The 23252-nt window shown below is 52.2% G+C and carries 20 protein-coding genes; 10 read left to right on the top strand and 10 right to left on the bottom strand.

Annotated elements, in window-relative coordinates:
* Positions 1-6 precede the first annotated feature (6 nt).
* Complete coding sequence (locus Q0R57_RS12720; protein ID WP_294748324.1) at positions 7-186, bottom strand: hypothetical protein; 180 nt, start codon at positions 184-186, stop codon at positions 7-9.
* A 281-nt stretch (positions 187-467) separates the two neighbouring features.
* Between Q0R57_RS12720 and mtaB the strand changes: the two genes are divergently transcribed.
* Together mtaB and Q0R57_RS12710 are read left to right on the top strand one after the other, a co-directional pair.
* Complete coding sequence (mtaB, locus tag Q0R57_RS12715; protein ID WP_294748321.1) at positions 468-1811, top strand: tRNA (N(6)-L-threonylcarbamoyladenosine(37)-C(2))-methylthiotransferase MtaB; 1344 nt, start codon at positions 468-470, stop codon at positions 1809-1811.
* An 85-nt stretch (positions 1812-1896) separates the two neighbouring features.
* Positions 1897-2913 (top strand): glycosyltransferase family 2 protein, encoded by a 1017-nt coding sequence (locus tag Q0R57_RS12710; protein ID WP_294748318.1) that lies wholly within the window; start codon positions 1897-1899, stop codon positions 2911-2913.
* A 6-nt stretch (positions 2914-2919) separates the two neighbouring features.
* On the opposite strand, the gene rlmH is transcribed toward Q0R57_RS12710, so the two are convergent.
* From rlmH to Q0R57_RS12685, 5 genes are all read right to left on the bottom strand, one after another.
* Positions 2920-3390 carry a 23S rRNA (pseudouridine(1915)-N(3))-methyltransferase RlmH gene (rlmH, locus tag Q0R57_RS12705; RefSeq protein WP_294748315.1) on the bottom strand — a complete coding sequence of 157 codons (471 nt, stop codon included), beginning with the start codon at positions 3388-3390 and terminating at the stop codon, positions 2920-2922.
* Positions 3391-3402: 12 nt separating this feature from the next.
* Complete coding sequence (locus tag Q0R57_RS12700; RefSeq protein WP_294748312.1) at positions 3403-4287, bottom strand: hypothetical protein; 885 nt, start codon at positions 4285-4287, stop codon at positions 3403-3405.
* Positions 4288-4320: 33 nt separating this feature from the next.
* Positions 4321-5592 carry a phosphoglycerate kinase gene (locus Q0R57_RS12695; protein WP_294748310.1) on the bottom strand — a complete coding sequence of 424 codons (1272 nt, stop codon included), beginning with the start codon at positions 5590-5592 and terminating at the stop codon, positions 4321-4323.
* A 49-nt stretch (positions 5593-5641) separates the two neighbouring features.
* On the bottom strand, positions 5642-6745 hold the full coding sequence (locus Q0R57_RS12690; protein WP_294748308.1) for an AAA family ATPase: 1104 nt from the start codon (positions 6743-6745) through the stop codon (positions 5642-5644).
* A gap of 64 nt (positions 6746-6809) precedes the next feature.
* Positions 6810-11189 (bottom strand): translocation/assembly module TamB, encoded by a 4380-nt coding sequence (locus Q0R57_RS12685; RefSeq protein ID WP_294748305.1) that lies wholly within the window; start codon positions 11187-11189, stop codon positions 6810-6812.
* 169 nt (positions 11190-11358) lie between these two features.
* On the opposite strand from Q0R57_RS12685, the gene Q0R57_RS12680 reads away from it, so the two are divergent.
* The 6 genes from Q0R57_RS12680 to nqrF are packed head-to-tail and all read left to right on the top strand — an operon-like array spanning position 11359 to position 16993.
* Positions 11359-12723, top strand: a complete 1365-nt coding sequence (locus Q0R57_RS12680) for a Na(+)-translocating NADH-quinone reductase subunit A (protein WP_294748304.1) — start codon at positions 11359-11361, stop codon at positions 12721-12723.
* Positions 12724-12728: 5 nt separating this feature from the next.
* Positions 12729-13871 (top strand): NADH:ubiquinone reductase (Na(+)-transporting) subunit B, encoded by a 1143-nt coding sequence (locus tag Q0R57_RS12675; protein ID WP_294748302.1) that lies wholly within the window; start codon positions 12729-12731, stop codon positions 13869-13871.
* 2 nt (positions 13872-13873) lie between these two features.
* The gene (locus tag Q0R57_RS12670; protein ID WP_294748341.1) at positions 13874-14479 is read left to right on the top strand and encodes an FMN-binding protein; all 606 of its coding nucleotides are present in this window, start codon (positions 13874-13876) and stop codon (positions 14477-14479) included.
* A gap of 6 nt (positions 14480-14485) precedes the next feature.
* Positions 14486-15094: an NADH:ubiquinone reductase (Na(+)-transporting) subunit D gene (locus tag Q0R57_RS12665; protein ID WP_294748299.1), complete on the top strand. Its 609-nt coding sequence runs from the start codon at positions 14486-14488 to the stop codon at positions 15092-15094.
* A 3-nt stretch (positions 15095-15097) separates the two neighbouring features.
* Positions 15098-15721 (top strand): NADH:ubiquinone reductase (Na(+)-transporting) subunit E, encoded by a 624-nt coding sequence (nqrE, locus tag Q0R57_RS12660; protein ID WP_294748296.1) that lies wholly within the window; start codon positions 15098-15100, stop codon positions 15719-15721.
* 6 nt (positions 15722-15727) lie between these two features.
* Positions 15728-16993: an NADH:ubiquinone reductase (Na(+)-transporting) subunit F gene (gene nqrF, locus Q0R57_RS12655; protein WP_294748293.1), complete on the top strand. Its 1266-nt coding sequence runs from the start codon at positions 15728-15730 to the stop codon at positions 16991-16993.
* A gap of 123 nt (positions 16994-17116) precedes the next feature.
* Here nqrF and rpmA read toward each other — a convergent pair whose 3' ends face one another.
* The 4 genes from rpmA to prfA all read right to left on the bottom strand — a co-directional run bounded on the left by rpmA (position 17117) and on the right by prfA (position 19879).
* Complete coding sequence (rpmA, locus tag Q0R57_RS12650) at positions 17117-17386, bottom strand: 50S ribosomal protein L27 (protein ID WP_294748290.1); 270 nt, start codon at positions 17384-17386, stop codon at positions 17117-17119.
* Between the two features lie 12 nt (positions 17387-17398).
* Positions 17399-17716: a 50S ribosomal protein L21 gene (rplU, locus tag Q0R57_RS12645; RefSeq protein ID WP_294748288.1), complete on the bottom strand. Its 318-nt coding sequence runs from the start codon at positions 17714-17716 to the stop codon at positions 17399-17401.
* Between the two features lie 175 nt (positions 17717-17891).
* Positions 17892-18719 carry an orotidine-5'-phosphate decarboxylase gene (pyrF, locus tag Q0R57_RS12640; RefSeq protein ID WP_294748285.1) on the bottom strand — a complete coding sequence of 276 codons (828 nt, stop codon included), beginning with the start codon at positions 18717-18719 and terminating at the stop codon, positions 17892-17894.
* A gap of 44 nt (positions 18720-18763) precedes the next feature.
* Complete coding sequence (prfA, locus tag Q0R57_RS12635) at positions 18764-19879, bottom strand: peptide chain release factor 1 (protein ID WP_294748282.1); 1116 nt, start codon at positions 19877-19879, stop codon at positions 18764-18766.
* Between the two features lie 122 nt (positions 19880-20001).
* On the opposite strand from prfA, the gene Q0R57_RS12630 reads away from it, so the two are divergent.
* Both Q0R57_RS12630 and Q0R57_RS12625 read left to right on the top strand, forming a co-directional pair.
* A complete protein-coding gene (locus Q0R57_RS12630) occupies positions 20002-21987 on the top strand; it encodes an alpha-amylase family glycosyl hydrolase (RefSeq protein WP_366516865.1) in 1986 nt (661 codons plus the stop codon).
* Positions 21988-21999: 12 nt separating this feature from the next.
* The gene (locus Q0R57_RS12625; RefSeq protein WP_294748280.1) at positions 22000-22902 is read left to right on the top strand and encodes a DMT family transporter; all 903 of its coding nucleotides are present in this window, start codon (positions 22000-22002) and stop codon (positions 22900-22902) included.
* The last annotated feature ends 350 nt before the right edge of the window (positions 22903-23252 follow it).

Raw genomic sequence — 23252 nt, 5'->3', positions numbered from 1 at the left:
GGATTATTAAGCGTTAACAGTGTCAACAGCGGTAGTGTCAGCAGCGAGGCTGTCACAAGCGGTTGTGTCAACAACTTCCTCAACTACAGTTGAATCAGCGGGAGCCTCTTCAGCAGCCTTGTTAGCGTTACCACCACATGCTACGAACATTGTAGCTACAGCGAACATAAATGCAATCTTTTTCATTTCTTTGCTTTTTAAAATCTGTAAAACAATCATTTGTTAATTAAAACGCTGCAAAGTTAGGCATTTTTTTTGATACGTTGATATTTTTTTTCGTTTTTTTTTCATGCTTTTTTGTAACTTTTTTGCAAAGCGCTGAATATCAACAGCATACGAAATGTTAAAAATAGTATAGAAATTACACTTAACCAAGTTTTGGGGTAAAAATGCTGTTAATTGGTATTTTTTGTGTACCTTTGCCACTGCTTGGCAAAAGGGCCTGGCATAGTAGAAAAAAATAGGATATGATAGATACTTCTGCCTTTCAGGGCAAAACGGCAAAATACTTCACGCTGGGGTGCAAACTGAACTTCTCGGAGACCTCTACCTTTGGTAAGATGCTTCAGGAGATGGGTGTGCGAACGGCAGCCAAGGGCGAAAAGGCAGACATCTGCCTGATTAACACTTGTTCGGTGACGGATGTGGCTGACAAGAAATGCAGGCAGGCCATTCACCGACTGGTGCGCGAGAACCCTGGCGCCTTTGTGGTGGTGACGGGCTGCTACGCGCAGCTGGAGGCTGAGACGGTGAGCCAGATTGAGGGCGTGAGCCTGGTGCTGGGCGCCAACGAGAAGGCTAACCTCATCCAGTTTCTCTCGCAGGGGTTTGTAGACCGCGACAATGTCGCGGTAAACAAAACACCCTGGAAGAGGGAGAAGACGAAGGACATCAAGACCTTTGCGCCCTCGTGCTCGCGCGGCAACCGCACGCGCTATTTCTTGAAGGTACAGGATGGTTGCGACTATTTCTGCACCTACTGCACCATTCCCTACGCCCGCGGATTCAGTCGCAACCCAACGATAGCTTCGCTGGTGGCTCAGGCCCAGCAGGCTGCCGCAGAGGGTGGCAAGGAGATTGTGCTGACGGGCGTGAACATTGGCGACTTCGGCAAGACCACGGGCGAGAGCTTCTTCGACCTGGTGAAGGCCTTGGACGAGGTGGAGGGCATCAGCCGCTATCGTATCAGCAGCCTGGAGCCCGACCTGCTGAGCGACGAGTTGATAGACTACTGCGGAAAGGAGAGTAGGGCGTTTATGCCTCATTTCCATATCCCCTTGCAGAGCGGTAGCGACACGGTGCTGAAGCTGATGCACAGACATTACGATCGCCAGCTGTTTGCCGATAAGATTCTGAGAATCAAGCAGGTGATGCCTGATGCGTTTATCGGCGTGGATGTGATGGTGGGCTGCAGAGGCGAGACACCTGAGTGTTTTGAGGAGACCTACGAGTTCCTGAAACAGTTGCCCATAACCCAGCTTCATGTGTTCCCCTACAGCGAGCGTCCTGGCACGTCGGCCCTGAAGATTGACTATGTGGTGGCGGAGCGTGACAAGAAGTTGCGCAGCAAACGCCTGCTGGAGCTGTCGGACGAGAAGACACACGCCTTCTACGAGCAGTTTATTGGTCAGGAGGCGGAGGTGCTGTTTGAGAAGGCTACGCGTGGGCGCGCCATGCATGGGTTTACCAAAAACTATATCCGCGTGGAACTGTCGCCAGCCGACGCGAAGCCAGAATATGACAATCAACTGATCCGAGTGCGACTGGGTGATTTCAATCACGACAAGAGCGCGTTGTTTGGTGAAAGGTGAAGGGTGAAGGGAGAATAGACTAGAGGGCCCCGAAGGGGTCAAATAACATAGCGTAGGGGCTTGCCCCTATGATGAACGAAGTGAAATGAAGAAAGTAGCAGTTGTAATATTGAATTGGAACGGAGCGGTGATGCTCAAGAAGTATCTGCCCAACGTGCTGGAGCACTCGAAAGACGAGGCTGAGGTCTATGTGGCCGACAATGCCTCGACCGACGAGAGCGTGGAGCTGCTGAAGACGCAGTTTCCAGAGGTGAAGCTCATCATCCTGGAGAAGAACTGGGGATTTGCCGAGGGCTATAACAAGGCGCTGGCGCAGGTGGAGGCCGAATACTACGTGCTGCTGAACAGCGACATAGAGGTGACGCCCCACTGGTTGATACCCTTGGTGGCGTTTATGGATGCGCATGAGGACGTGGCTGCCTGTCAGCCTAAGCTGCTGAGCATCTTCCAGCGTAACCAGTTTGAGTATGCAGGGGCCTGTGGCGGCTATATGGACAAGTACGGCTATCCCTACTGTCGTGGCAGGGTGTTCGATACCATTGAGGAGGACCGCCATCAGTATGACCAGCCCGCCGAGGTGCACTGGGCCACAGGAGCAGCCCTCTTCGTGCGCGCGCGTATATATAAAGAGGTAGGCGGGTTGGACGCCCGCTTCTTTGCCCATCAGGAGGAGATAGAGATGTGCTGGCGCATGCGCATTCGTGGCTACAGGCTCTTTGCGCTGCCAGAGAGCGTGGTGTATCATGTAGGTGGCGGCACGCTGCCGAAGTCGAACCCCATGAAGACCTACCTGAACTTCAGAAATAACCTGACGATGCTATATAAGTGCTTGCCACAGAGTGACTTAGGTGCTGTAATGCGCGTGCGCTGGGTGTTGGACTATGTGGCTGCCGTGCAGACCCTGCTGAAGGGTAACGTGGGCGACTTCAAGGCTATTTTCCGAGCCCGTCGTGATTTTAAGAAGTGGAAGAAAGACTTTGCCGCCGACCGTGAGCAGATACAGGCGGGTAGGGTGGCAACGACGATGGCAGAGTATGCGCCCTTCATGCTGTTGTGGCAGTACTTCGCGCGAGGCCGCAAGACCTTTGCTCAACTGCAGTAAGAAAAGCTATTCGTGGTGATAAGGCTCGCCCTTGATAATGGTGCAAGCGCGATAGATCTGTTCGGTGAACACCAGCCGGACCATCTGGTGGGAAAACGTCAGCTTTGACAGCGACAACTGCTCGTTGGCCCGCTGATAGACGGCAGGAGAGAAACCATACGGTCCGCCGATGACAAATATCAGTCGGCGGGCCGTGTTGCGTTTCTGTTCCAACCATGAAGCCAGCTCAATGCTGCGAAGCTCCTTGCCGTGCTCGTCGAGCAGCACTACCGTGTCAGTAGGCTGAACCTGTTTCAATATCAGCTCGCCCTCAGCGGTCTTCTGCTGGTCTTCCGTCAGGTTCTTAGTGTTCTTAAGTTCTGGTATGGTTGTGATGTTGAAAGGCATATAGTGGCTGATACGCTCGGCATAGTCGTTGATGCCTGCAACGAAATGCTTGTTGACGGTACGTCCTACGAGTATCAGCTCTGTCTTCATGCGCTGGGGCTGTTACTTGATGTACTTCAGGCCCTCTTCCGTGAGGAACGGCTTGATCTGGTCGAAGGTCAGGATGACCACGGGTTTGCCATAGACGTAGGCCGCAATCTCGTAGCTCTGATACTGGATGATGAACGTGCCCTTGTAAATGCGCATGTTGCCAACGGGGATGGTCACCTCGTCAGGGTCGTCGAACAGACAGTCTTTCAGCTCGCATCCTTCTTCATCACAAGTCTCGCTGAAATATTCCGTCAGTCCGTCCTTCAGCAGTTGCTGGAAGCCCGCACCATCAGGATCCTTCAGGATGTTTTCGGCATTGAGACGCTTGCCTGTCTGCTTGTCGAATGTGGCACCAACAAGCCATCCAATGCCGTGGGCGCCACCCTGGTACTGATAGCCGTCGTCGACGAAGGTGACGTAGGTGTCGGTCACGTCCTCGAGGATGATGTCGTTGCTATACTCCCAGTTGAACATGTAGTCAGGAAACTCGTCACCTTCCTCCATGTTGCTTCTCACCTCTTCCTTCATGCCCTCGATCTCGGCCGACATTCCTTCCCAGTACTGCTTGCCAGCCTCTTCGAAGGCGGCTTTCACATCGTGGTTCTTGGCATAAGCCTCTTCCAGATTGCTGAAGTTCATCGTGATATAGGCCCAGACAGAGTCGTTGAGCACGTCGTTGTCGAACTTGGGAATCTGAGCAGAAAGGCGCACTATAGAATCAACAGAACAGAAACTCACTTTCGTAAGTTCCTGTTCTGCGATTGTATTATTCTCATCCGTCACCTCGGTGGAGTCAGACAACTGCTGGTCCTTGTCGAAGCCGAGTGCCTGTTTCACCTTGCTGCAGCCAGAGCACAGCAAAAGGACGGAAATAAGGATAAATCCAATTTTTTTCATTGTGGTAGCAATTTAATGCACCTCAATCAGTAATTACTCGCCCTTGATAGCAGCTACGCCTGGGAGAACCTTGCCCTCGATAGCCTCGAGCAGAGCACCACCACCAGTAGAGATGTAAGATACCTGGTCGGCCAGACCGAACTTGTTGACACAAGCTACAGAGTCGCCACCACCGATCAGTGAGAATGCACCGTTCTTGGTAGCCTCAGCGATAGCATCGCCGATGGCACGTGAACCAGCGGTGAAAGCGTCGCACTCGAATACACCAGCAGGACCGTTCCACAGGATGGTCTTAGCACCCTTGATAGCCTCGGCAAATGCCTTCTGGCTCTCAGGACCAGCGTCAACACCCTCGAAACCAGCAGGAACCTTGTTAGCGGGACAGTTGATAATCTGAGCACCAGCCTTAACGGTCATGGTGTCGAAGTCGAGACCGTTAGTAGCTGTGCAGTCAGAACCCAGAACGAGCTCTACGCCGTTCTTCTTAGCCAGCTCCTCAACACCCAGAGCTACATCCAGCTTGTCGAGCTCAACGATTGAATCGCCAATCTCACCGTTGTGAGCCTTAGCGAAGGTGTAGGTCATACCACCGCAGAGGATGAGCTTATCAACCTTACCGAGCAGGTTCTCGATGATACCAATCTTAGAAGATACCTTAGAACCACCCATGATGGCAACGAAAGGACGCTTGATGTTAGACAGTACGTTGTCAACAGCCTGAACCTCCTTCTCCATCAGCAGACCCAGCATCTTGTTGTCAGCGTCGAAGTAATCGGCGATAACAGCAGTAGAAGCGTGCTTGCGGTGAGCTGTACCGAAGGCATCCATTACGTAGCAGTCAGCGTAAGAAGCGAGAGTCTTAGCAAACTCCTTCTGGCTGGCCTTCATGGCTTTCTTAGCCTCGTCGTAAGAGGGATCAGCCTTGTCGATACCAACGGGCTTGCCCTCTTCCTCAGGATAGAAACGCAGGTTCTCGAGCAGCAGAGCCTCACCCATCTTCAGAGCCTTAGCAGCATCAGCAGCCTTAGCGCAGTCGGGAGCGAAAGCAACGGGAACACCCAGTGCCTTCTCAACAGCCTCGCGGATCTGACCCAGAGACAGCTTTGGGTTTACCTTACCTTTGGGCTTACCCATGTGGCTCATGATGATAGTAGCACCACCATCAGCCAGAATCTTCTTCAGGGTAGGCAGGGCACCACGGATACGGGTGTCGTCAGTGATCTTACCATTCTCATCGAGGGGTACGTTGAAGTCTACACGTACGATTGCCTTCTTACCGGCAAAGTTGAATTCGTTGATTGTCATAATGTTTGAAATTAATAAATGTATAAATGAATGTTTTGATTTGAATTGTCTATTCTTTCTTCTTGGCGAGGGTGTAGTTGTAGTAGTCCTCGTTGCCTGTGACGTCCTTCACCATCTTGAGGAAAGGCGGGAACTTGACAGGCTCGCCATCAACGATGCCCTTGGTCTCGAGGATAACGAGACCCTGGAGCTGATCCTGATAGGTGTCGACCTCGAAGTACTGACCTTTCCAGATGAAGCTGTTGCGCAACTTGTGGATAGTGAAACGATGGGGGTCGGAGAGCTCGAGCATCATCTCGTAGAGGCTGTTGTTAATCTGACGTTCAGTCACCAGCTCTTCGTTTTCCGAGGTCTTCTTCTTCGTGGTGTGCACAAACACTTGCTTCTGTCCCCAGCTACGCTTGCGCAGACGGATCTCTGCACCAGGCTCGCCAATGAGGTAGGTCTGGGTAATCTCGCTCTGAATGCTGTCGTCAGGCAGCTGGCCAGTAAGCTTAACGATGTATTTGCGCTCTTCAACGATAGGCTGTGGGATGCCCAGCACGTTAGAGATCTCCTTGATGACGCGATTCATCTTGCAGTCAAAGTCATCGTGATTGTTGATGACGCGCAGATGGGGATGACCCGTCCAGGCCTTGATGACCTTCTTGTCCAGATCGCGAGCAATGCGCAGGCCTTCCTCGTTCATCTGCTCATAGCGCTGGGCGTTGGTGGCTGTGGTGTAGTATTGCTCGGCACCGTCGGCTGCCGATACCAGATGCAACACGGCATCGTAGCGTTCACGAAGTTTGGGGGTGGAGGTGCCAACGGCACGTGTGATGCTGCTCCATGTCTCAGGCGTCATATAGGCCGAAATGTCCATAGCGCCTCGGTCGCAGACGATGATGCAGGGTTTCTTGCACTCCTGGGCCATACGCAGGAATTTGTCCTCGAGTGCCAGCTGAATCTCCAGCGTGGCCTTCTCGCCTTCGTAGAAGAATCCCTGGTTCTTTGTCAGGTAGTTCATGCCTGCCTGAGTAAAGATGGTTGGTACTTCGGGTATGGTGAAGACTTTGAAGCCGAGACTCGAGAAATGCTCGATGATGCGTACCAAAGCAGTGGTCTTGCCAGCGCAAGGACCGCCTGTGAGAACTATGCGTTTGATATCATCCATGCTTGATAGGTTTCTTTTGCGTTGCAAAGGTAATCATAATTCTTCAAATGTGCAAGCATTTTGCCTACCTTTTCTTGCGGTGTCTGAATAAGTCGCCTATGGAGTCAAATTCTTTCTTCATAATAAAGCCTATGCCCTGTGTGTTGAGCGACGAACGGGTGAAATATCGGTCGTTGGTCTGGTTGTAGGCTTTGATGGCCAGTGTGCCGTTGGGGTTGAGCAGATAGCGGATATCGAAGTCGCCAATGAATGATGTGGTGGCCTGCGTGGCATTGTCACGATAGCCAAACTGACCATTGATAAGCAGGCGGTTGTTCAACATGCGTCCGCTTATAAGTCCTTCATACTCAGCATTATGCCATCCCTCGTTTCCTGTAGAGATATTAGCTCCGAAATTCCAGTCGTCGGACTTGATGACCTGCGACAATACCTCGCTGATTTGACTCGAGACGGTGCCAGAGAGTAGCGATTGCATGGCCAGCTCCGTTTGTCCGTATTGCTGTGATTGGGCGTTGTTGGCACCCTGAGTGTAGAAGCGTCCGATGCCCAGCAGATAGAGCACTTGCTGGTTCATTTCCTGCTGACTGGCAATGAGCGAGCGTATCATCTGGTTCTCCTCGCTGTTCACCGTAGGCATCTCGAAGTCGAACTCTACGCGAGGGGCTCCTGCGGTGCCTTGGATGTTCATGAGGCAGTTTACGCGTACCGTATTATTACTGAACGAGTTGCCGAGGTTCAGGTCAGACAGGCTGACGCCGTTGACCATATACTGTGCCTGCAGGTTGAGGTTGGCATTGAGGGGGTCGCCTCCAAACACGATGCTGCCGCCTTCCTGGAAGGTGAAGTTCTTCTTGATGATGTTCTGGATGGTGATGCCGTAGGTGCCTCGTTCCACCGTATAGGTGCCAAACATGTGGAAAGGTCCTTTGTTGTAGAAGGTAGCTTTGATGGCGCCATTGCCGTTGAGCGTGATATAGTCGCCTGTCTTGGCATCCATCAGCACGCGGAGGGTGCCGTTGGGTGTGGCGTTGATAGAGAAGTTGATGTAGATATTGGTGGCGCTGGCCAGACTGCTGCTCTCCATAGGGTGGCGGATGGTCAGCGTGTCGCCCTTGTCGCGTTCGCTCCTGCTACCCCAGGTGATGAACTCCTGCTGGCTGATGGCATCGGGATTGGTGGCGTTGTAGGCGAAGACGGTGTTGGGCTGGGGCGTAGCGTCGCAGTTGATGGTCACCTCACCAGGACGTCCGTGAAGGTCGGCAGAACCCGAGGCATAGACGGTGCCGCAGATAATGTCGTCGCCAAAGTCAGGGAAGTCGTAGGCCAGCAGGTTGTCGGCCTCAATATCCACGTCGAAAGTAATATCTGATAGATGATCATGGTGAATGCCGCCAGTGACGTATCCCTGGTGCCCGTAGCGGTCTTTGATGACGCAGCGGTCGAAGAGGATATCGTTGATGACGAGGTTAATGGTGTCGTGATTCAGATAATACGTGGTGTTGAGGGCTTTTACGGTTGCCTGACCATCGGCCACTATCTGTCCTGTGAGGTTCAGGTCGCTGAGCAATCCATGAAGTGTCACTTTGCCGTAAGCATTACCCTTCAGGTCGCGCAGGAACGACTCCGTGAACGAGTTGCAGAATTCCAGACTGGTGCCCTCGGCGCGGATGTCGAGGTTGATATCGTTGCGAACAGGCGACACGTAGCCGTTGATATAGGTGTGGGTGTCGTTCTCGTCGTTGGCCACAGCGTTGATGTCGATCTGTTTGTCTGTCTGATTCCAAAGGGCGCTGGCTATGAGTGTACCCATGCGTCCCTCTTGAAAACGGAACTGCTCAACCTCTAAGTCGGCCCATGCAGAAAAGTCGCCAAACAGTTGCTTGGCATAGGCCTTACCTGTAGCCAGACCGCCGAAGGTGACGGAGTGGAAGTTCACCAGGTCGAGGATATAATCTACGTCTAACTGGTTCATATCCACCACGATAGAGTCGGTGGGTGATGCTGAGGCGATGCCGTCGATAATGAGGTGCTGGTCGCCATGATTCAGTGCGAAATGGTCGATGGTGAGCTTGTCGGAAGTGAACAGCACATCGCAGGGCTCCAGATTCCAGCGGGTACCTCTGACCATCATTCGCGAGGGCAGTATGCGGATATGGGCTTCGGGGTTGCCCTGCTCGTTATTATACAGTTGTGTGGTGGTGTTGATGATGCCTCGCATGCTCATCAGCGTGTCGCCAGAGGAAGGGTCGTTGCGCCAGCGTAGCGAGGCTAGCAACTGGTTGTCAGCAGCCTGTCCGCTAACGTTGAGGTCGAGCACGCTGCCATCGTCCATTTCTTTCGTCAGGTCCACGTTGTATTTCATGGTGTCCTGCTCGGTGGTGATATCAACGAGTGCATCGCGATAGCGCTTGCCTTCGTACGAGAACAACGGCAGACTGCCCTTCATGTTCACTTGCTTGTGAATATCGTCGATGGTGGCCTGCAGCGACAGCGGACGAAGGATATTGACGGGGATGTCGAACAGGCGGTTCATCCAGTCTGTGTCTGTTAGTCTGATGTTTGCAACGAAGTGATTATCAGTATGTTGGCGCTTCTGAGGAATACCTGGCATCGTAGGCAGGAACGAGGCGGTATAGTTGACGAAGCTCTGGGCCAGCGTGTTCCAGTCGAACGTGCCTCTGATGTCGGCCTCACCCATATCGCCCTTGATTCGCAGGAAGTGTGTGTTGTCTTCGTAGCCCGAATTGATATGCAGGTTGTTAAGACGGTAGCTGGAGCCTATGGAATCAACGTTTTCCATCACGAAGTCGTTAATGTCGATAGTGCCGTCGGCATCGTTGATGCTACTGGCTGTAAAGTCGGCATCGATGTTGGCCGAGAAGCGGGCATCGCCCCATTTGTCGTTGAGGTTCAGGGCTTTAGGATGTAGTGCCCTGATATAGCCGTTGAGTTTGACGGCAGTCTTCTTTGAGCGAATCAGCTCGCCCTCGATATTTGTTTGAATGTTTGGGTCGTCAATCTTTATCTTACCTGAGATGTCGCCATGTTTATAGGCTGCATCCAGGGCGATATCCTTATAGTTGTAGCCCTTGTATTGCAGGACCTTGACGATGCTGTTGGCCATGAAGTTGTTGATGTTGCCATTCATCTGAACATCGGCGGTGAGCAGCCCTAAGTCCTCATTATCAAGCAGTTGGCCCAGTTGGATGTTTTCGGCATTGGCCTGTCCCTTGATGTTCTGCTGAGGGTCAACAGACAGCTGAAGGGCCACGTTGCCCCTGTCTGTGGCGATGGTGCCTTGTGTCTGAATGGCTTCCAGCCCTTGTCCGCTGGCCGCACCCTTGATGCTGATGCTGTTGAGCTTTTTCAGCTGTTCTGGCATCTCCTTGAACAGCGACTCACACTGGGTCATCAGCGTGTTGCTGATGTCGAGCTGGTTGAGATTCAGGCTCCACACGGGTTGCTGGTCAAGCTGCTCGATGCGGCCTGAGGCAGACAACAGGAGGGAATGGTCTTCGGAGGCTATGTTCAGCTGTGTGCACTGGATGTCGCGGGCTGTTCCCTTGACGGCAGCATCGATGGTGAGCTGCTGACTGAAATTGTTGAGCTCAGGCAGCAGAAACGCAAAGTCGTTGACAGCAAGCGGACTGGTGTGTATGCCCGTCTCGAAGTGTAAGGTCTCGTTGAGACGATCATGCTGATATGTGGCATAGGTATCGTCGATGGTCAGGGTAGAGTGGGGCGTCTGCAGCAGGAAGTCCTCCAGTCGCGCTTGCGTGGTGTTGGCCTCAAGACGCAGGGCGAGCTTGCTGATCTCGATGCCAGACTGCTCGTTGAACGCCAGTCGCTTCACGTTGATGTTAAGTGAGTCATCCTGCAAGCATTTCATGATGACGTGAGCGCTGATATCGCTCAGGTGCAGGTGGTTGGCGTTGAACTGTCCAGGCGTCTGGGGAATATCGTGCTGGTCGTAGTTGACGCTCGAATGACGAACGATGAGTGAGTTGATGCGGAGGTTCAGGCTACTCTGACTGGTGGAGTCGTTCGACGCCAGCGAGTCGAGGGCAAACTGATAGTTGGGGGCCGACAGCGAGTCGGGCTTGTAGAGATTCAGATGGGCGCCAAACAGCTGTGCTGAGGAGATGGAGATGCGACCTTCGAGCAGCGGCAGCACATCCATCTTTACCGATAGTCTTCCCACGCGAACCATCTCCTTGTCCTGCTGGTCGTAGATAAGCACATCGTCGAGAATCAGGCGGTTGAGAAATCCCAGCTCCACACGTTTCACCATCACCTCTGTGCCCAGCTCGTCAGAGATGACTGAAGCCGTCTTCTCGCCTATGAACGACTGAACGCCTGGCAGATGAATGGCAACCATCAACAAGATGTACAGAGCCATCAGACTCCATACAAACCAGTTGACAATATGCTTCAATTTCTTCACAATTCTGTCAGTTCGAGTTGGCAATTGCCAAGACAAGTGCGCGTTTTCTTCTGCAAATTTACTACAAAAGTTTCGATTGTGGAGTTTTTTACCTATCTTTTCTTCTCTTTTAGCCTAATTTTTATTAATTTTGCAGCCTAAAAGGAACAAACAAACCAATTTATTTGATATGGCAAATGTTATTAGGCTACGTAAAGGCTTAGACATTCACCTTCAAGGAAAAGCTGAGGAAACGAAATTGAACCTCAAGTCAAATGGGCATTTCGCATTGGTGCCCGATGATTTCGAAGGCGTCGTTCCCAAGGTTGTTGTCCGCGAGGGTGACGTTGTCAAGGCCGGGGATGCTTTGTTTGTAAACAAACTCTATCCCGAAGTTCGGTTCGCCTCGCCTGTCAGCGGAAAAGTTACTGCTGTGGTGCGTGGCGAACGTCGTAAGGTGCTTTGCGTCAAGGTGGAAGCCGACGCTGAGCAGCAGTATGTGGATTATGGAAAGAAGGATGTGACGAAGATGGACGGCAAAGCCGTTGTCGACGCACTTCTCGAGGCTGGACTCTTTGGTTACATCAACCAGCTGCCCTACGCCATCTCCACCAACCCTTCAGTGATGCCGAAGGCTATCTTCGTTTCGGCTCTGCGCGACAAGCCCTTGGCTGGCAACTTCGAGTTTGAGGTGAAGGGTCAGGAGCAGGACTTTGTTACTGGTTTGCAGGCTCTGTCGAATATTGCTAAGACCTATCTCGGTCTGGGTATTCAGCCCGACTTGCAGGCTAAGCTGCAGCAGATGAATGTGGAGAAGGACGTTGAGCTGACCGTGTTTGAGGGTAAGTGCCCTGCAGGCAACGTAGGCGTTCAGGTGAACCACATCGACCCGGTAAACAAGGGCGAGGTGGTGTGGACCATCGGCGACCCCACCGTGGTGCTCTTCATCGGCCGTCTGTTCAATACAGGTAAGGTGAACCTCACTCGCACTGTAGCTCTCTGCGGTAGCGAGGTGAAGAAGCCTTGCTATGCTGATATGCTGGTGGGTCAGGAGCTGTCAACGCTGCTGAGCAACAGCTATGATGCCGACCACTCTGTACGTATCATCAATGGTAATGTGCTTACAGGTACCGTTACTACCAAGGACGGATTCCTGGGTGCTCACACCAGTGAGATTACGGTGATTCCTGAGGGCGACGACAACAACGAGATGCTGGGATGGATTATGCCGCGCTTTGGTCAGTTCTCTGTCAGCCGCAGCTATTTCTCTTGGCTCTTTGGTAAGAAGCAGTACGCACTCGATGCCCGCGTGAAGGGTGGCGAGCGTCACATGATTATGAGTGGCGAGTACGACAAGGTGCTACCGATGGATATCTATGGTGAATACCTCATCAAGGCCATCATTGCTGGCGACATCGATAAGATGGAGCAGCTGGGTATCTACGAGGTGGCTCCTGAGGACTTCGCTCTGGCTGAGTTCGTCGATTCGTCGAAACTCGAGCTGCAGCGTATTGTTCGTGAAGGACTGAATAATTTACGTAAAGAAAACGCATAACGACGATGAAAGCACTAAGAAATTATCTCGATAAGATAAAGCCCGCCTTCGAGAAGGAGGGTAAGCTCCACGCTTTCCGTAGCCTCTTCGATGGATTTGAGACCTTCCTGTTTGTGCCTAACGCCACGGCCAAGACAGGTGTTCACATCCACGATGCTATCGACTCGAAGCGTATTATGAGTATGGTGGTCATCGCCCTGATGCCTGCTTTGCTCTTTGGTATGTATAATGTGGGTTATCAGAACGCACTCGCCTCAGGACTGGACGCTTCCTTCATAGATATGTTTATCTTTGGCTTGCTGGCTGTGATGCCCAAGATTCTCGTTTCTTACATCGTTGGTCTCGGTATTGAGTTTGCCTGGGCACAGTGGAAGAACGAAGAGATTCAGGAGGGTTACCTCGTTTCTGGTATCCTCATTCCCCTGATTGTTCCTGTGAATCTGCCGTTGTGGATGCTCGCCATCGCTGTGGCTTTCGCAGTCATCATTGGTAAGGAGATCTTTGGTGGTACGGGTATGAACATCTTCAACCCCGCCTTGATGGCTCGCGCCTTCCTGTTCTTCGCCTATCCTCAGAAGATGACTGGCGACCAGGCTTGGATTGCCGATAGTCCTATCTTCGGCTTCGGCGGTCAGGTGCCCGATGGCTTCTCTGGTGCTACACCGCTGGCTAACCTCAGCGACTACACCTTCTCGATGGATGCCATCTATGGTCTGATTCCCGGTTCTATTGGTGAGACCTCTGTCATCGCCATCGCCATTGGTGCTATCATCCTGCTTTGCACAGGCATCGCTTCTTGGAAGACGATGATCAGCGTCTTCGCTGGTGGTATCGTGATGGGTCTGCTGTTCGAGAACCTTGAGATGACGCCTATCCACTGGTATGAGCACATCGCTCTGGGTGGTTTCTGCTTTGGTGCTGTATTCATGGCTACTGACCCTGTGACCTCATGTCGCACAGAGTGTGGTAAGTGGATCTACGGCTTCCTCATCGGTGTCGTTGCCATCGTGGTTCGTGTCATGAATCCTGGTTTCCCCGAGGGTATGATGCTGGCCATTCTGCTGATGAACATGTTTGCTCCTGCCATCGACTACTTCGTGGTAGACCGTAATATTTCGAAACGTATGAAGAGAGGAGGTACCAAATGAAACTGAATACGAATTCTAACGCGTACATTATTATATATAGTACGATATTGGTGCTCATCGTGGCCTTCCTGCTGGCTTTCGTCTCACAGACGCTGAAACCTATGCAGGACGCTAACGTAGCCCTTGATACAGAGAAGCAGATTCTGAACTCGCTGAACCTGCGTGGACTGAGTGATGACGAAGCTCATGCTACCTATGAGAAGGTGGTGAAGTTCGATGAGGCTCAGAACGTATATGTCTGCACTCTCGAGAATGGTGATGTGAAGTATGTGCTCCCCTTGAAGGGACAGGGCATGTGGGGCGGCATCAGCTGCTTCCTGGCTATCGACGATGACAAGAACACCGTCTACGGCGCTTACTTCAACCACGAGAGTGAGACCGCTGGTCTGGGTGCTGAGATTAAGGACAATGCCGACTGGCAGGCTAAGTTCCAGGGAAAGAAGATCTTTGCCGACGAGACAAAAGAGGCCCTTGCCCTGTCTGTAGAGAAAGCTGTCAACAACGAGACGACTGTCGACGCCGTTACTGGTGCCACCGTTACCTCTACTGCTGTCAGCAAGATGCTGCAAGACCAGTTGACAAAGTATATGGACTTTTTAAAGAAGTAAGAGACTATGGCACTATTCAGTAAACAAAATAAAGAGGCGTTCACCAATCCGTTGAACCTCGATCACCCCATTCTGGTACAAGTGCTGGGTATCTGCTCGGCATTGGCTGTTACCAGTCAGTTGAAGCCAGCCATCGTGATGGGTCTTGCTGTGACGGTGATTACGGCTTTTGCCAATGTGATTATCTCTATCCTCCGCAACACTATTCCAAACCGCATCCGTATCGTGGTGCAACTGGTGGTGGTTGCTGCGCTGGTAACTATCGTTTCTCAGATTCTCAAGGCCTTCGTCTATGACGTCAGTGTACAGCTCTCGGTCTATGTGGGTCTGATCATTACCAACTGTATCCTCATGGGTCGCCTCGAGGCCTTCGCCATGCAGAACAAGCCCTGGCCCTCGTTCCTCGATGGTGTGGGCAACGGTATCGGCTATGCCATGATTCTGATTATCGTGGGTGCTGTGCGTGAGTTCTTCGGACGCGGTTCGCTGCTGGGCTTCCAGATTATCGACTGCAAGGACTTCAACAACGGCATGATGACGATGCCCGCTATGGCGCTGATCCTCGTAGGTATTGTGATTTGGGTACATCGTGCATATTTTTATAAGGAGAAATAAGGTATGGAACACGCAATAAGTTTATTCTTCAGGTCGATTTTTGTCGACAACATGATTTTTGCTTTCTTCCTGGGCATGTGTTCTTTCCTTGCCGTTTCGAAGAATGTGAAGACGTCACTCGGACTCGGACTCGCTGTCACCTTCGTGCTGCTGGTCACCGTTCCTGTTGACTATCTGCTCCAGACCAAGGTGCTCTCAGAAGACGGCATCTTCGGCATGGACCTCAGCTATCTCTCGTTCATCCTCTTCATCGCTGTTATTGCCGGTATGGTGCAGCTGGTGGAGATGACTGTCGAGAAGTATTCACCTTCGCTCTATGCGGCCCTGGGTATCTTCCTCCCGCTGATTGCTGTGAACTGCGCCATCATGGGTGCTTCACTGTTCATGCAGCAGCGCATCCTCCTCGATCCCTCTGAGACAAAAGCTATCACTGGTGTGGGCGACGCCTTGGTCTATGCACTGGGTTCTGGTATTGGTTGGACGATGGCTATTGTGGCTATGGGTGCCATTCGTGAGAAAATGCAATATAGTGATGTGCCCAAGCCGCTTCAGGGTCTTGGCATCACCTTCATCACTGTGGGCCTGATGGCTATGGCGATGATGTGTTTCAGTGGACTAAAGATTTAAGCGACTATGGAGTTCATATTATATAGCATTATCGTGTTTTTGGTGACGATTCTTGTCATCGTCATCCTGCTGCTCGTTGCGAAGAAATATCTCTCGCCCTCGGGCAATGTGAATATCGAGATTAACGGCGATCGTGTGCTCAACGTACCTCAGGGCAACAACCTGATGGCTACCCTCAACGAGAACGGCATCTTCCTGCCTTCGGCTTGTGGTGGTAAGGCCAGCTGCGGACAGTGTAAGGTTCAGGTGCTCGAGGGCGGTGGCGAGATTCTCGATTCAGAGAAGCCTCACTTCACCCGTAAGCAGATCAAGGACCATTGGCGCCTGGGTTGCCAGTGCAAGGTTAAGGGCGACCTGAAGATTCACGTAGATGAGTCAATCCTTGGTGTTAAGGAGTACGAGTGTACCGTTATCTCTAACAAGAACGTGGCTACCTTCATTAAGGAGTTCAAGGTGCAGCTGCCTGCTGGTGCTCACATGGACTTCCTGCCTGGTTCGTATGCCCAGATCCGTATTCCTAAGTTCGATTGCATCGACTACGATAAGGACTTCGACAAGTCGTTGATTGGCGACGAGTATCTGCCCGCATGGGAGAAGTTCGGTTTGTTCCCACTCAAGTGTAAGAACCCCGAGGACACCATCCGTGCTTACTCAATGGCCAACTATCCTGCCGAGGGTGATGTGTTCATGCTCACCGTTCGTATCGCTACACCTCCATTCAAGGCCGACCGCAGTGGTTTCATGGATGTTAACCCTGGTATCGCTTCATGTTACATCTTCTCGCTGAAACCTGGCGACAAGGTAATCATGAGCGGACCTTTCGGCGACTTCCACCCACACTTCGACTCGAAGAAGGAGATGATTTGGGTTGGTGGTGGTGCCGGTATGGCTCCTCTGCGCGCTCAGATCATGCACATGACAAAGACTCTGCACACCACCGATCGCGAGATGCACTACTTCTATGGTGCACGCGCTCTGAACGAGGTGTTCTATCTCGAGGATTTCCTCGGACTGGAGAAGGAGTACCCCAACTTCCACTTCCACCTGGCACTCGACCGTCCAGACCCAGCAGCCGATGCTGCTGGCGTAAAGTACACTCCAGGCTTTGTTCATCAGGTAATGCTGAACACCTATCTGAAGGACCACGAGGCTCCCGAGGATATCGAGTACTACATGTGCGGTCCTGGCCCAATGTCGAAGGCCGTGGTATCTATGCTCGACTCGCTCGGCGTAGATCCCGAAAGCATTATGTACGATAACTTTGGCGGATAATCCTATCCTCTAAAGTTATCTCATCGATAACGATGATAAAGTAGAAGCCCTGCCTCGATGAGGCAGGGCTCTATTGTTTGTTTGGAATAAGTGTTGTTTTGTTTGTAAGTTTGTGTGAGTGGTTTATGCCTCAGCAGCCTCTGCGGGAATTACTGAAACCACACTCTTGTTGAACTTTCCCTTGTGGAAGTTCACTGTGCCGTCAACGAGGGCATAGAGCGTATCGTCTTTACCGATAGCAACGTTATTGCCAGGGTTGTGCTTGGTACCACGCTGGCGAACGATGATGTTGCCGGCTACACACTTCTGACCACCCCAGATTTTCACGCCGAGTCGCTGGGCTGCACTCTCGCGGCCGTTCTTAGAACTACCTACACCTTTTTTATGTGCCATACTGTGTCCTCCTTAAGCGATTACTTGTTTAACTTCTACCTGAGTGAACTGCTCACGATGACCGTTCTTCTTGCGAGAGTCCTTACGACGCTTCATCTTGAAGACGATGACCTTGTCGCCCTTTACCAGGGGGTTCACTACTTCTACTACTACCTTTGCACCTTCTACGGTGGGTGCGCCAACCTTGACAGCGCCGTCGGCATCTACGAGCAGCACTTTGTCAAACTCAACAGTCTTACCTGCCTCCACGTCCTTGATGTGGTGCACGAAGAGCTTCTTGCCCTCCTCGGCCTTGAACTGCTGACCCTGAATTTCTACAATTGCGTACATTTGTTTTTGTTTGTAAATAGGGTTTTTTCCGTAAGGCGGTGCACGTTCGTACACACTTCACCCAGCCTCCACGGACTCATTTCGGGGTGCAAAGGTACTAATTTTCTATTACATAGAACCTTGTGCACCGTATGTTTCGATAAACTTTTATGTTTTTTTAACCGTATGTCTGTGCTTACAGTCCTATTTTGGTCAATTCCTCAGCCATTTCCTGTTGCAGCTCGCGTGCTTTGTTGCCAGCCACTTCGGCAAAATGGTCGTCGCTGCTGGCATAGATAATGCCGCGACTGGAGTTCACCAGCAGTCCGCAGTCCTTCGTCATACCATATTTGCACACCTCTTGCAGCGAGCCTCCCTGAGCGCCTACGCCAGGCACCAGCAGGAAGTGGTTGGGAGCCACGCGGCGTATGTCCTCAAACATCTGGCCCTGGGTGGCACCAACGACGTACATCATATTCTCGTCGTTGCCCCATTCCTGACTCTTCTTCAGCACCTTCTCAAACAAGCGCTCGCCCTGTGCGTCCTCCATCAGCTGGAAATCGTGCGAGCCTTTGTTCGACGTCAGCGCCAGCAGGATGACCCACTTGCCTTCGTACTGCAGGAAAGGTGTTACCGAGTCCTCGCCCATGTAGGGAGCAACGGTCAGCGCATCGATGTTGTACTCCTCGAAGAAGGTGCGGGCATACATCTGACTGGTGTTGCCAATATCGCCACGTTTCGCGTCGGCAATGATCAGATGGTGCGGATGGTTCTCCTTAATATATTCGCAAGTCTTCACAAAAGCCTCCATACCTTTCAGTCCGTAGGCCTCGTAGAAAGCCAGGTTGGGCTTGTAAGCCACGCAGTAGGGTGCGGTGGCGTCGATGATGGCTTTGTTGAACTCAAAGATGGGGTCGTGCAGGTCGAAGACGCACTGTGGCATCTTCTTGGGGTCGGTGTCCAGACCTACGCAGAGGAAACTGTGCTTCTGCTTAATCTGCTCAATTAATTCTTGTCTTGTCATATCTTCTGTATTTGTTTGTTGCGACTCAGTCGCAACATACTGTACTACAATTCGGATTCCTTCATTCTCTCGGCGTTCTCGGCCACGGTGAGCGCATCAATCATTGCCTGAATGTCGCCTCCCAGAAAACCCTGCAGGTCGTGGGTGGTGTAGCCAATGCGGTGGTCGGTCACTCGGCCCTGTGGGAAGTTATAGGTACGAATCTTTGCCGAGCGGTCGCCTGTCGATACCAGCGTCTTGCGTCGGCTGGCAATGTCGTCCATATACTTTTGGTGCTCCTTGTCATATATAAAAGTGTACAGGCGCGAGAGGGCACGCTCCTTGTTCTTAGGCTGGTCGCGGGTCTCGGTACACTCGATGAGAATCTCTTCTGTCTCGCCCGTGTTGGGGTTCTTCCACATATAGCGCAGACGCACGCCCGATTCCACCTTGTTCACATTCTGACCACCGGCACCCGAGCTGCGGAAGGTATCCCATTTTATTTCACCTTCGTTGATGTGCACCTCAAACTTGTCGGCCTCGGGCAGCACGGCTACAGTGGCAGCCGAGGTGTGCATACGACCCTGCGTCTCGGTGGCAGGCACACGCTGCACGCGATGCACGCCCGACTCATATTTCAAGGTGCCATAGACATCGGCTCCGCTCACAGCAAAGTCAATCTCCTTATAGCCGCCTACAGCACCCTCGCTGACACTGGTCACTGAGAGCTGCCAGCCCTTCGAGTCGCAGAAGCTCTTGTACATCTTAAACAGGTCGCCGGCAAAGAGGCAGGCCTCGTCACCGCCCGTTCCTGCACGGATTTCCATCTGCACGTTCTTCGCGTCCTCAGGGTCTTTGGGTATCAGCGCAATCTTGATTTCCTCCTCCAGTTTAGGCTGCAGGGCCTCGTTCTCGGCCAGCTCCTCGCGAGCCATATCCTTCATCTCTGGGTCGTCCTCGTTGGCCAGGATGTCCTTAGCCTCCTTGATGCTGTTCAGACAGGCGATATAACGCTTGCGGGCATCCATGATGCCGCCCAGGTCCTTGTACTCTTTCGTCAGCTTCACGAACCTCTGCTGGTCGGCAATGACGGCGGGGTCGGTAATCAGTGTCGACACCTCCTCGAACCTGCTCTCCAGTCCGTCAAGTTTCTGTAAAATGCTATTGCTTGTTTCAGCCATTTTTTTTTCTTCTCTATTGATTTAGTTTGCAAAGGTACAAAAAAACGAAGGAAAAGCCAAATTTATTTATGATAATCAATATTTTTTCGTATATTTGCAGCCAAATTCAAATGACAACTATAATGATGAAGAGATTTTTTATATCGCTAACCATGTTGCTGGGCACGCTTACGATGCAGGCCCAGGGATGGCCTTCACAGTACGAGGGCGTGATGTTGCAAGGTTTCTACTGGGACTCCTATACGCAGTCGCAGTGGGTGAAGTTGGAGAAGCAGGCCGACGAGCTCTCGCAGTATTTCTCGCTGGTGTGGCTGCCTCAGAGTGCCAACTGCGGCGGCACGTCGATGGGCTACGACGATAAGTACTGGTTCCCAGGCCATTACAACAGCTCGTTTGGTACTGAGGCCGAGCTGCGCTCACTCATCAATACTTTCAAGTCGAAGGGCATCAGCACCATTGCCGACGTGGTTATCAACCACAGGAAGAACATGTCAAACTGGGTTGATTTCCCCCGCGAGACCTATCAGGGTGTGGTCTATCAGCTGCAGTCTACGGATATCTGTGCCAACGACGACGGCGGTAAGACCAAGACGTGGGCCACTCAAAACGGCTACTCGCTGTCGGAGAACAACGACACTGGCGAGGGCTGGGACGGTATGCGCGACCTGGACCATAAGAGCGAGAACGTGCAGACCAACGTGAAGGCTTATCTCAGCATGCTGCTCAACGACCTGGGCTATGCCGGTTTCCGTTACGATATGGTGAAGGGCTATGCCGGCTCGTACACCAAGCTCTATAACGAGGCCAGCCAGCCCGAGTTCTCTGTAGGCGAATACTGGGACGGCAGCAACTCGGCTGTGAAGAATTGGATCAGCAGCACAGGCATGACCAGCGCCGCCTTCGACTTCCCCTTCCGCTATACCGTGCGCGACGCCATCAACAACAATAACTGGCAGAAGCTCAGCAGCATCTCGCTGGCCCGTGAGGCTAACTTCAAACGCTATTCGGTGACCTTCGTCGAGAACCACGACACCGAGAAGCGTTCGAATGACGATCAGGACCCCATCCGCAAGGATACGCTGGCCGCCAACGCTTTCCTGCTGGCAATGCCTGGCACACCTTGCGTGTTCTTCCGTCACTGGATTGACTGCAAGCGCGACATCAAGGCGATGATCAACGTGCGCCGCGCTGCCGGCATTCACAACGAGAGTGCCGTGAAGAATATCTCCTCGCAGACGGCTTACTATGCCGTTTGCACCACTGGCACCAAGGGTCAGCTGCTGGCTGTGGTGGGTCGCGGCTTCAACAACTACACCCCCGACAGCACGTTCGTCAAGGTGCTCTCGGGTTATCATTACGCCTATTACCTCAGCAAGTCTACGGAGACTGCCTGGGCCGACCTGACTTCTGGCGAGTATGAAGGTGCGCAGAACGTTCTGCTCACGGCTGTGAGCAACAGCGATGCCCAGCTGGTATATACCACCGACGGCACCCAGCCCACAGCGGCCAGCACCAAGGTGGCCAGCGGCACGCAGATCACCATCGAGGGCGACGTCACCCTCACTGTGGGACTGCTCGTTGGCACTACCGTCAGCGGCATCGTCACCCGCACCTATACCGCCGCCGAGCCTGTCGATCGTCGCACCATCACCATCAATGTCAATACCGACAAGGTAGGCTGGACCGCCGTGAACTTCTGGACGTGGGGTGGGGACGACAGCCATGCGCCCAGCAGCAAGAACTGGCCTGGCGACAAGGTGACTACTACCACCACTGTTGCCGGCATGAGCTGGTACAGCAAGCAGTACACCATCAACGGCAGTGCCGACTTCGTCAACTTCGTGTTCAGCACAGCTTCCGGCTCGCCCCAGACCGTCGATGTCAATAATATCTCCACCGACCGCTACTTCCAGATCTCGGAACAGAAGAACGGCGATGGCAAGCATCTAGTTAACGACATCACCAGCATCGTCCTCACTGGCATCCAGTCTGTAGATAAGGGCGACAAGGCCGCCGCCTGGTACACACTCGACGGACGCCGCCTTCAGTCCAAGCCCGCCACTAGGGGGCTCTACGTGGTCAACGGCAGAAAGGTGGTCGTAAGATAACCTTTCACTTCGATGATAGGATACCACTTCATTGCATTCATCACGGTGGCCATCTGGGGCAGCACCTTTGTGTTTACGAAGATACTGCTTCAAAACGGCCTTTCGCCAGCGCAGATATTCACCCTGCGCTTCATCATCGCCTACGTGCTCATGGCGATATGCTGCAAGGTGATGAGCCCCAGGTTCAAATTGCTGTCCGACAGCTGGATTGACGAGTTTGTCATGTTGTTACTGGGCGTCACGGGCGGCTCCCTGTATTTCCTCACAGAGAATGCTTCGATGCTCTATACAACTGCTACCAACACGTCGCTCATCGTATGCACCTGTCCACTGTTCGCCATGCTGCTCTTTGCCATAGCCTACAGGCAGTCAGAGCCCATTGGCCGCCATCAGGTCATCGGCTCCCTCATAGCCTGTGCAGGCATGGTCATAGTGGTGCTCAACGGCCATTTTGTACTCCATCTCTCACCCCTTGGCGACCTGCTGGCCTTTGGAGCCTGTCTCTGCTGGGCCGTTTATTCATTGCTGATGAAGGCGGTGCTGCAACGCTACAGCACGCTGTTCATCACCCGCAAGGTGTTTTTCTACGGTCTCCTCACCATCATACCATATTATCTGTTTTATCCAGGCTTCCCCTCCCTTCAGGTTATCATGTGTCCTGATGTTCTGTGGAACCTGCTGTTTCTCAGTGTGATAGCCTCCATGCTGTGCTTCCTCCTTTGGAACTGGGTCATCGGCAAGTTAGGCGCCGTGGCCGCCACCAACTGGGTCTATTTCAACCCCATCACCACCATCATCTTTGCCTGGTGGTTACTCTCCGAGGACATCACCCTCTGGTTTCTCCTCGGCAGCCTCCTCATCATCGCCGGCATGCTCCTTACTGAGAAGCATAATCTTAAGAAGGTAAAAAAATAACGAAGTACATAAAAGTGCCGGAATCACAGCCCTCACTTAAAGAGATTCTCTTTGCATTGTTCCGATAAGGCTTTTACCTCTAAGGGATTATTCCTTATATATATAAAGCCCTATCCCTTTCATCGTTAGGAATTATTCCTTTCAGTGTTGGAGATTGTCTCTTTAAATTAAAGACAAACATCACTACTGTCCCGTTAAAGTGGACTAATCGCTCTTTGAAATAATTGAAATTCAGTCTATTAGGCAGGTTTTTGAAATGAAACGGACTTGATTTTGTAACTTTGCAGCCAAATATAATTGACTGCTATGTTCCAGGACAAATACGTTTTTGCTCAACTTACCGCTTTTCT

Source organism: uncultured Prevotella sp. (genome assembly GCF_946407605.1).
In the GTDB taxonomy this organism is placed as follows: domain Bacteria; phylum Bacteroidota; class Bacteroidia; order Bacteroidales; family Bacteroidaceae; genus Prevotella.
This window is presented reverse-complemented; position numbering and strand designations above follow the sequence as displayed.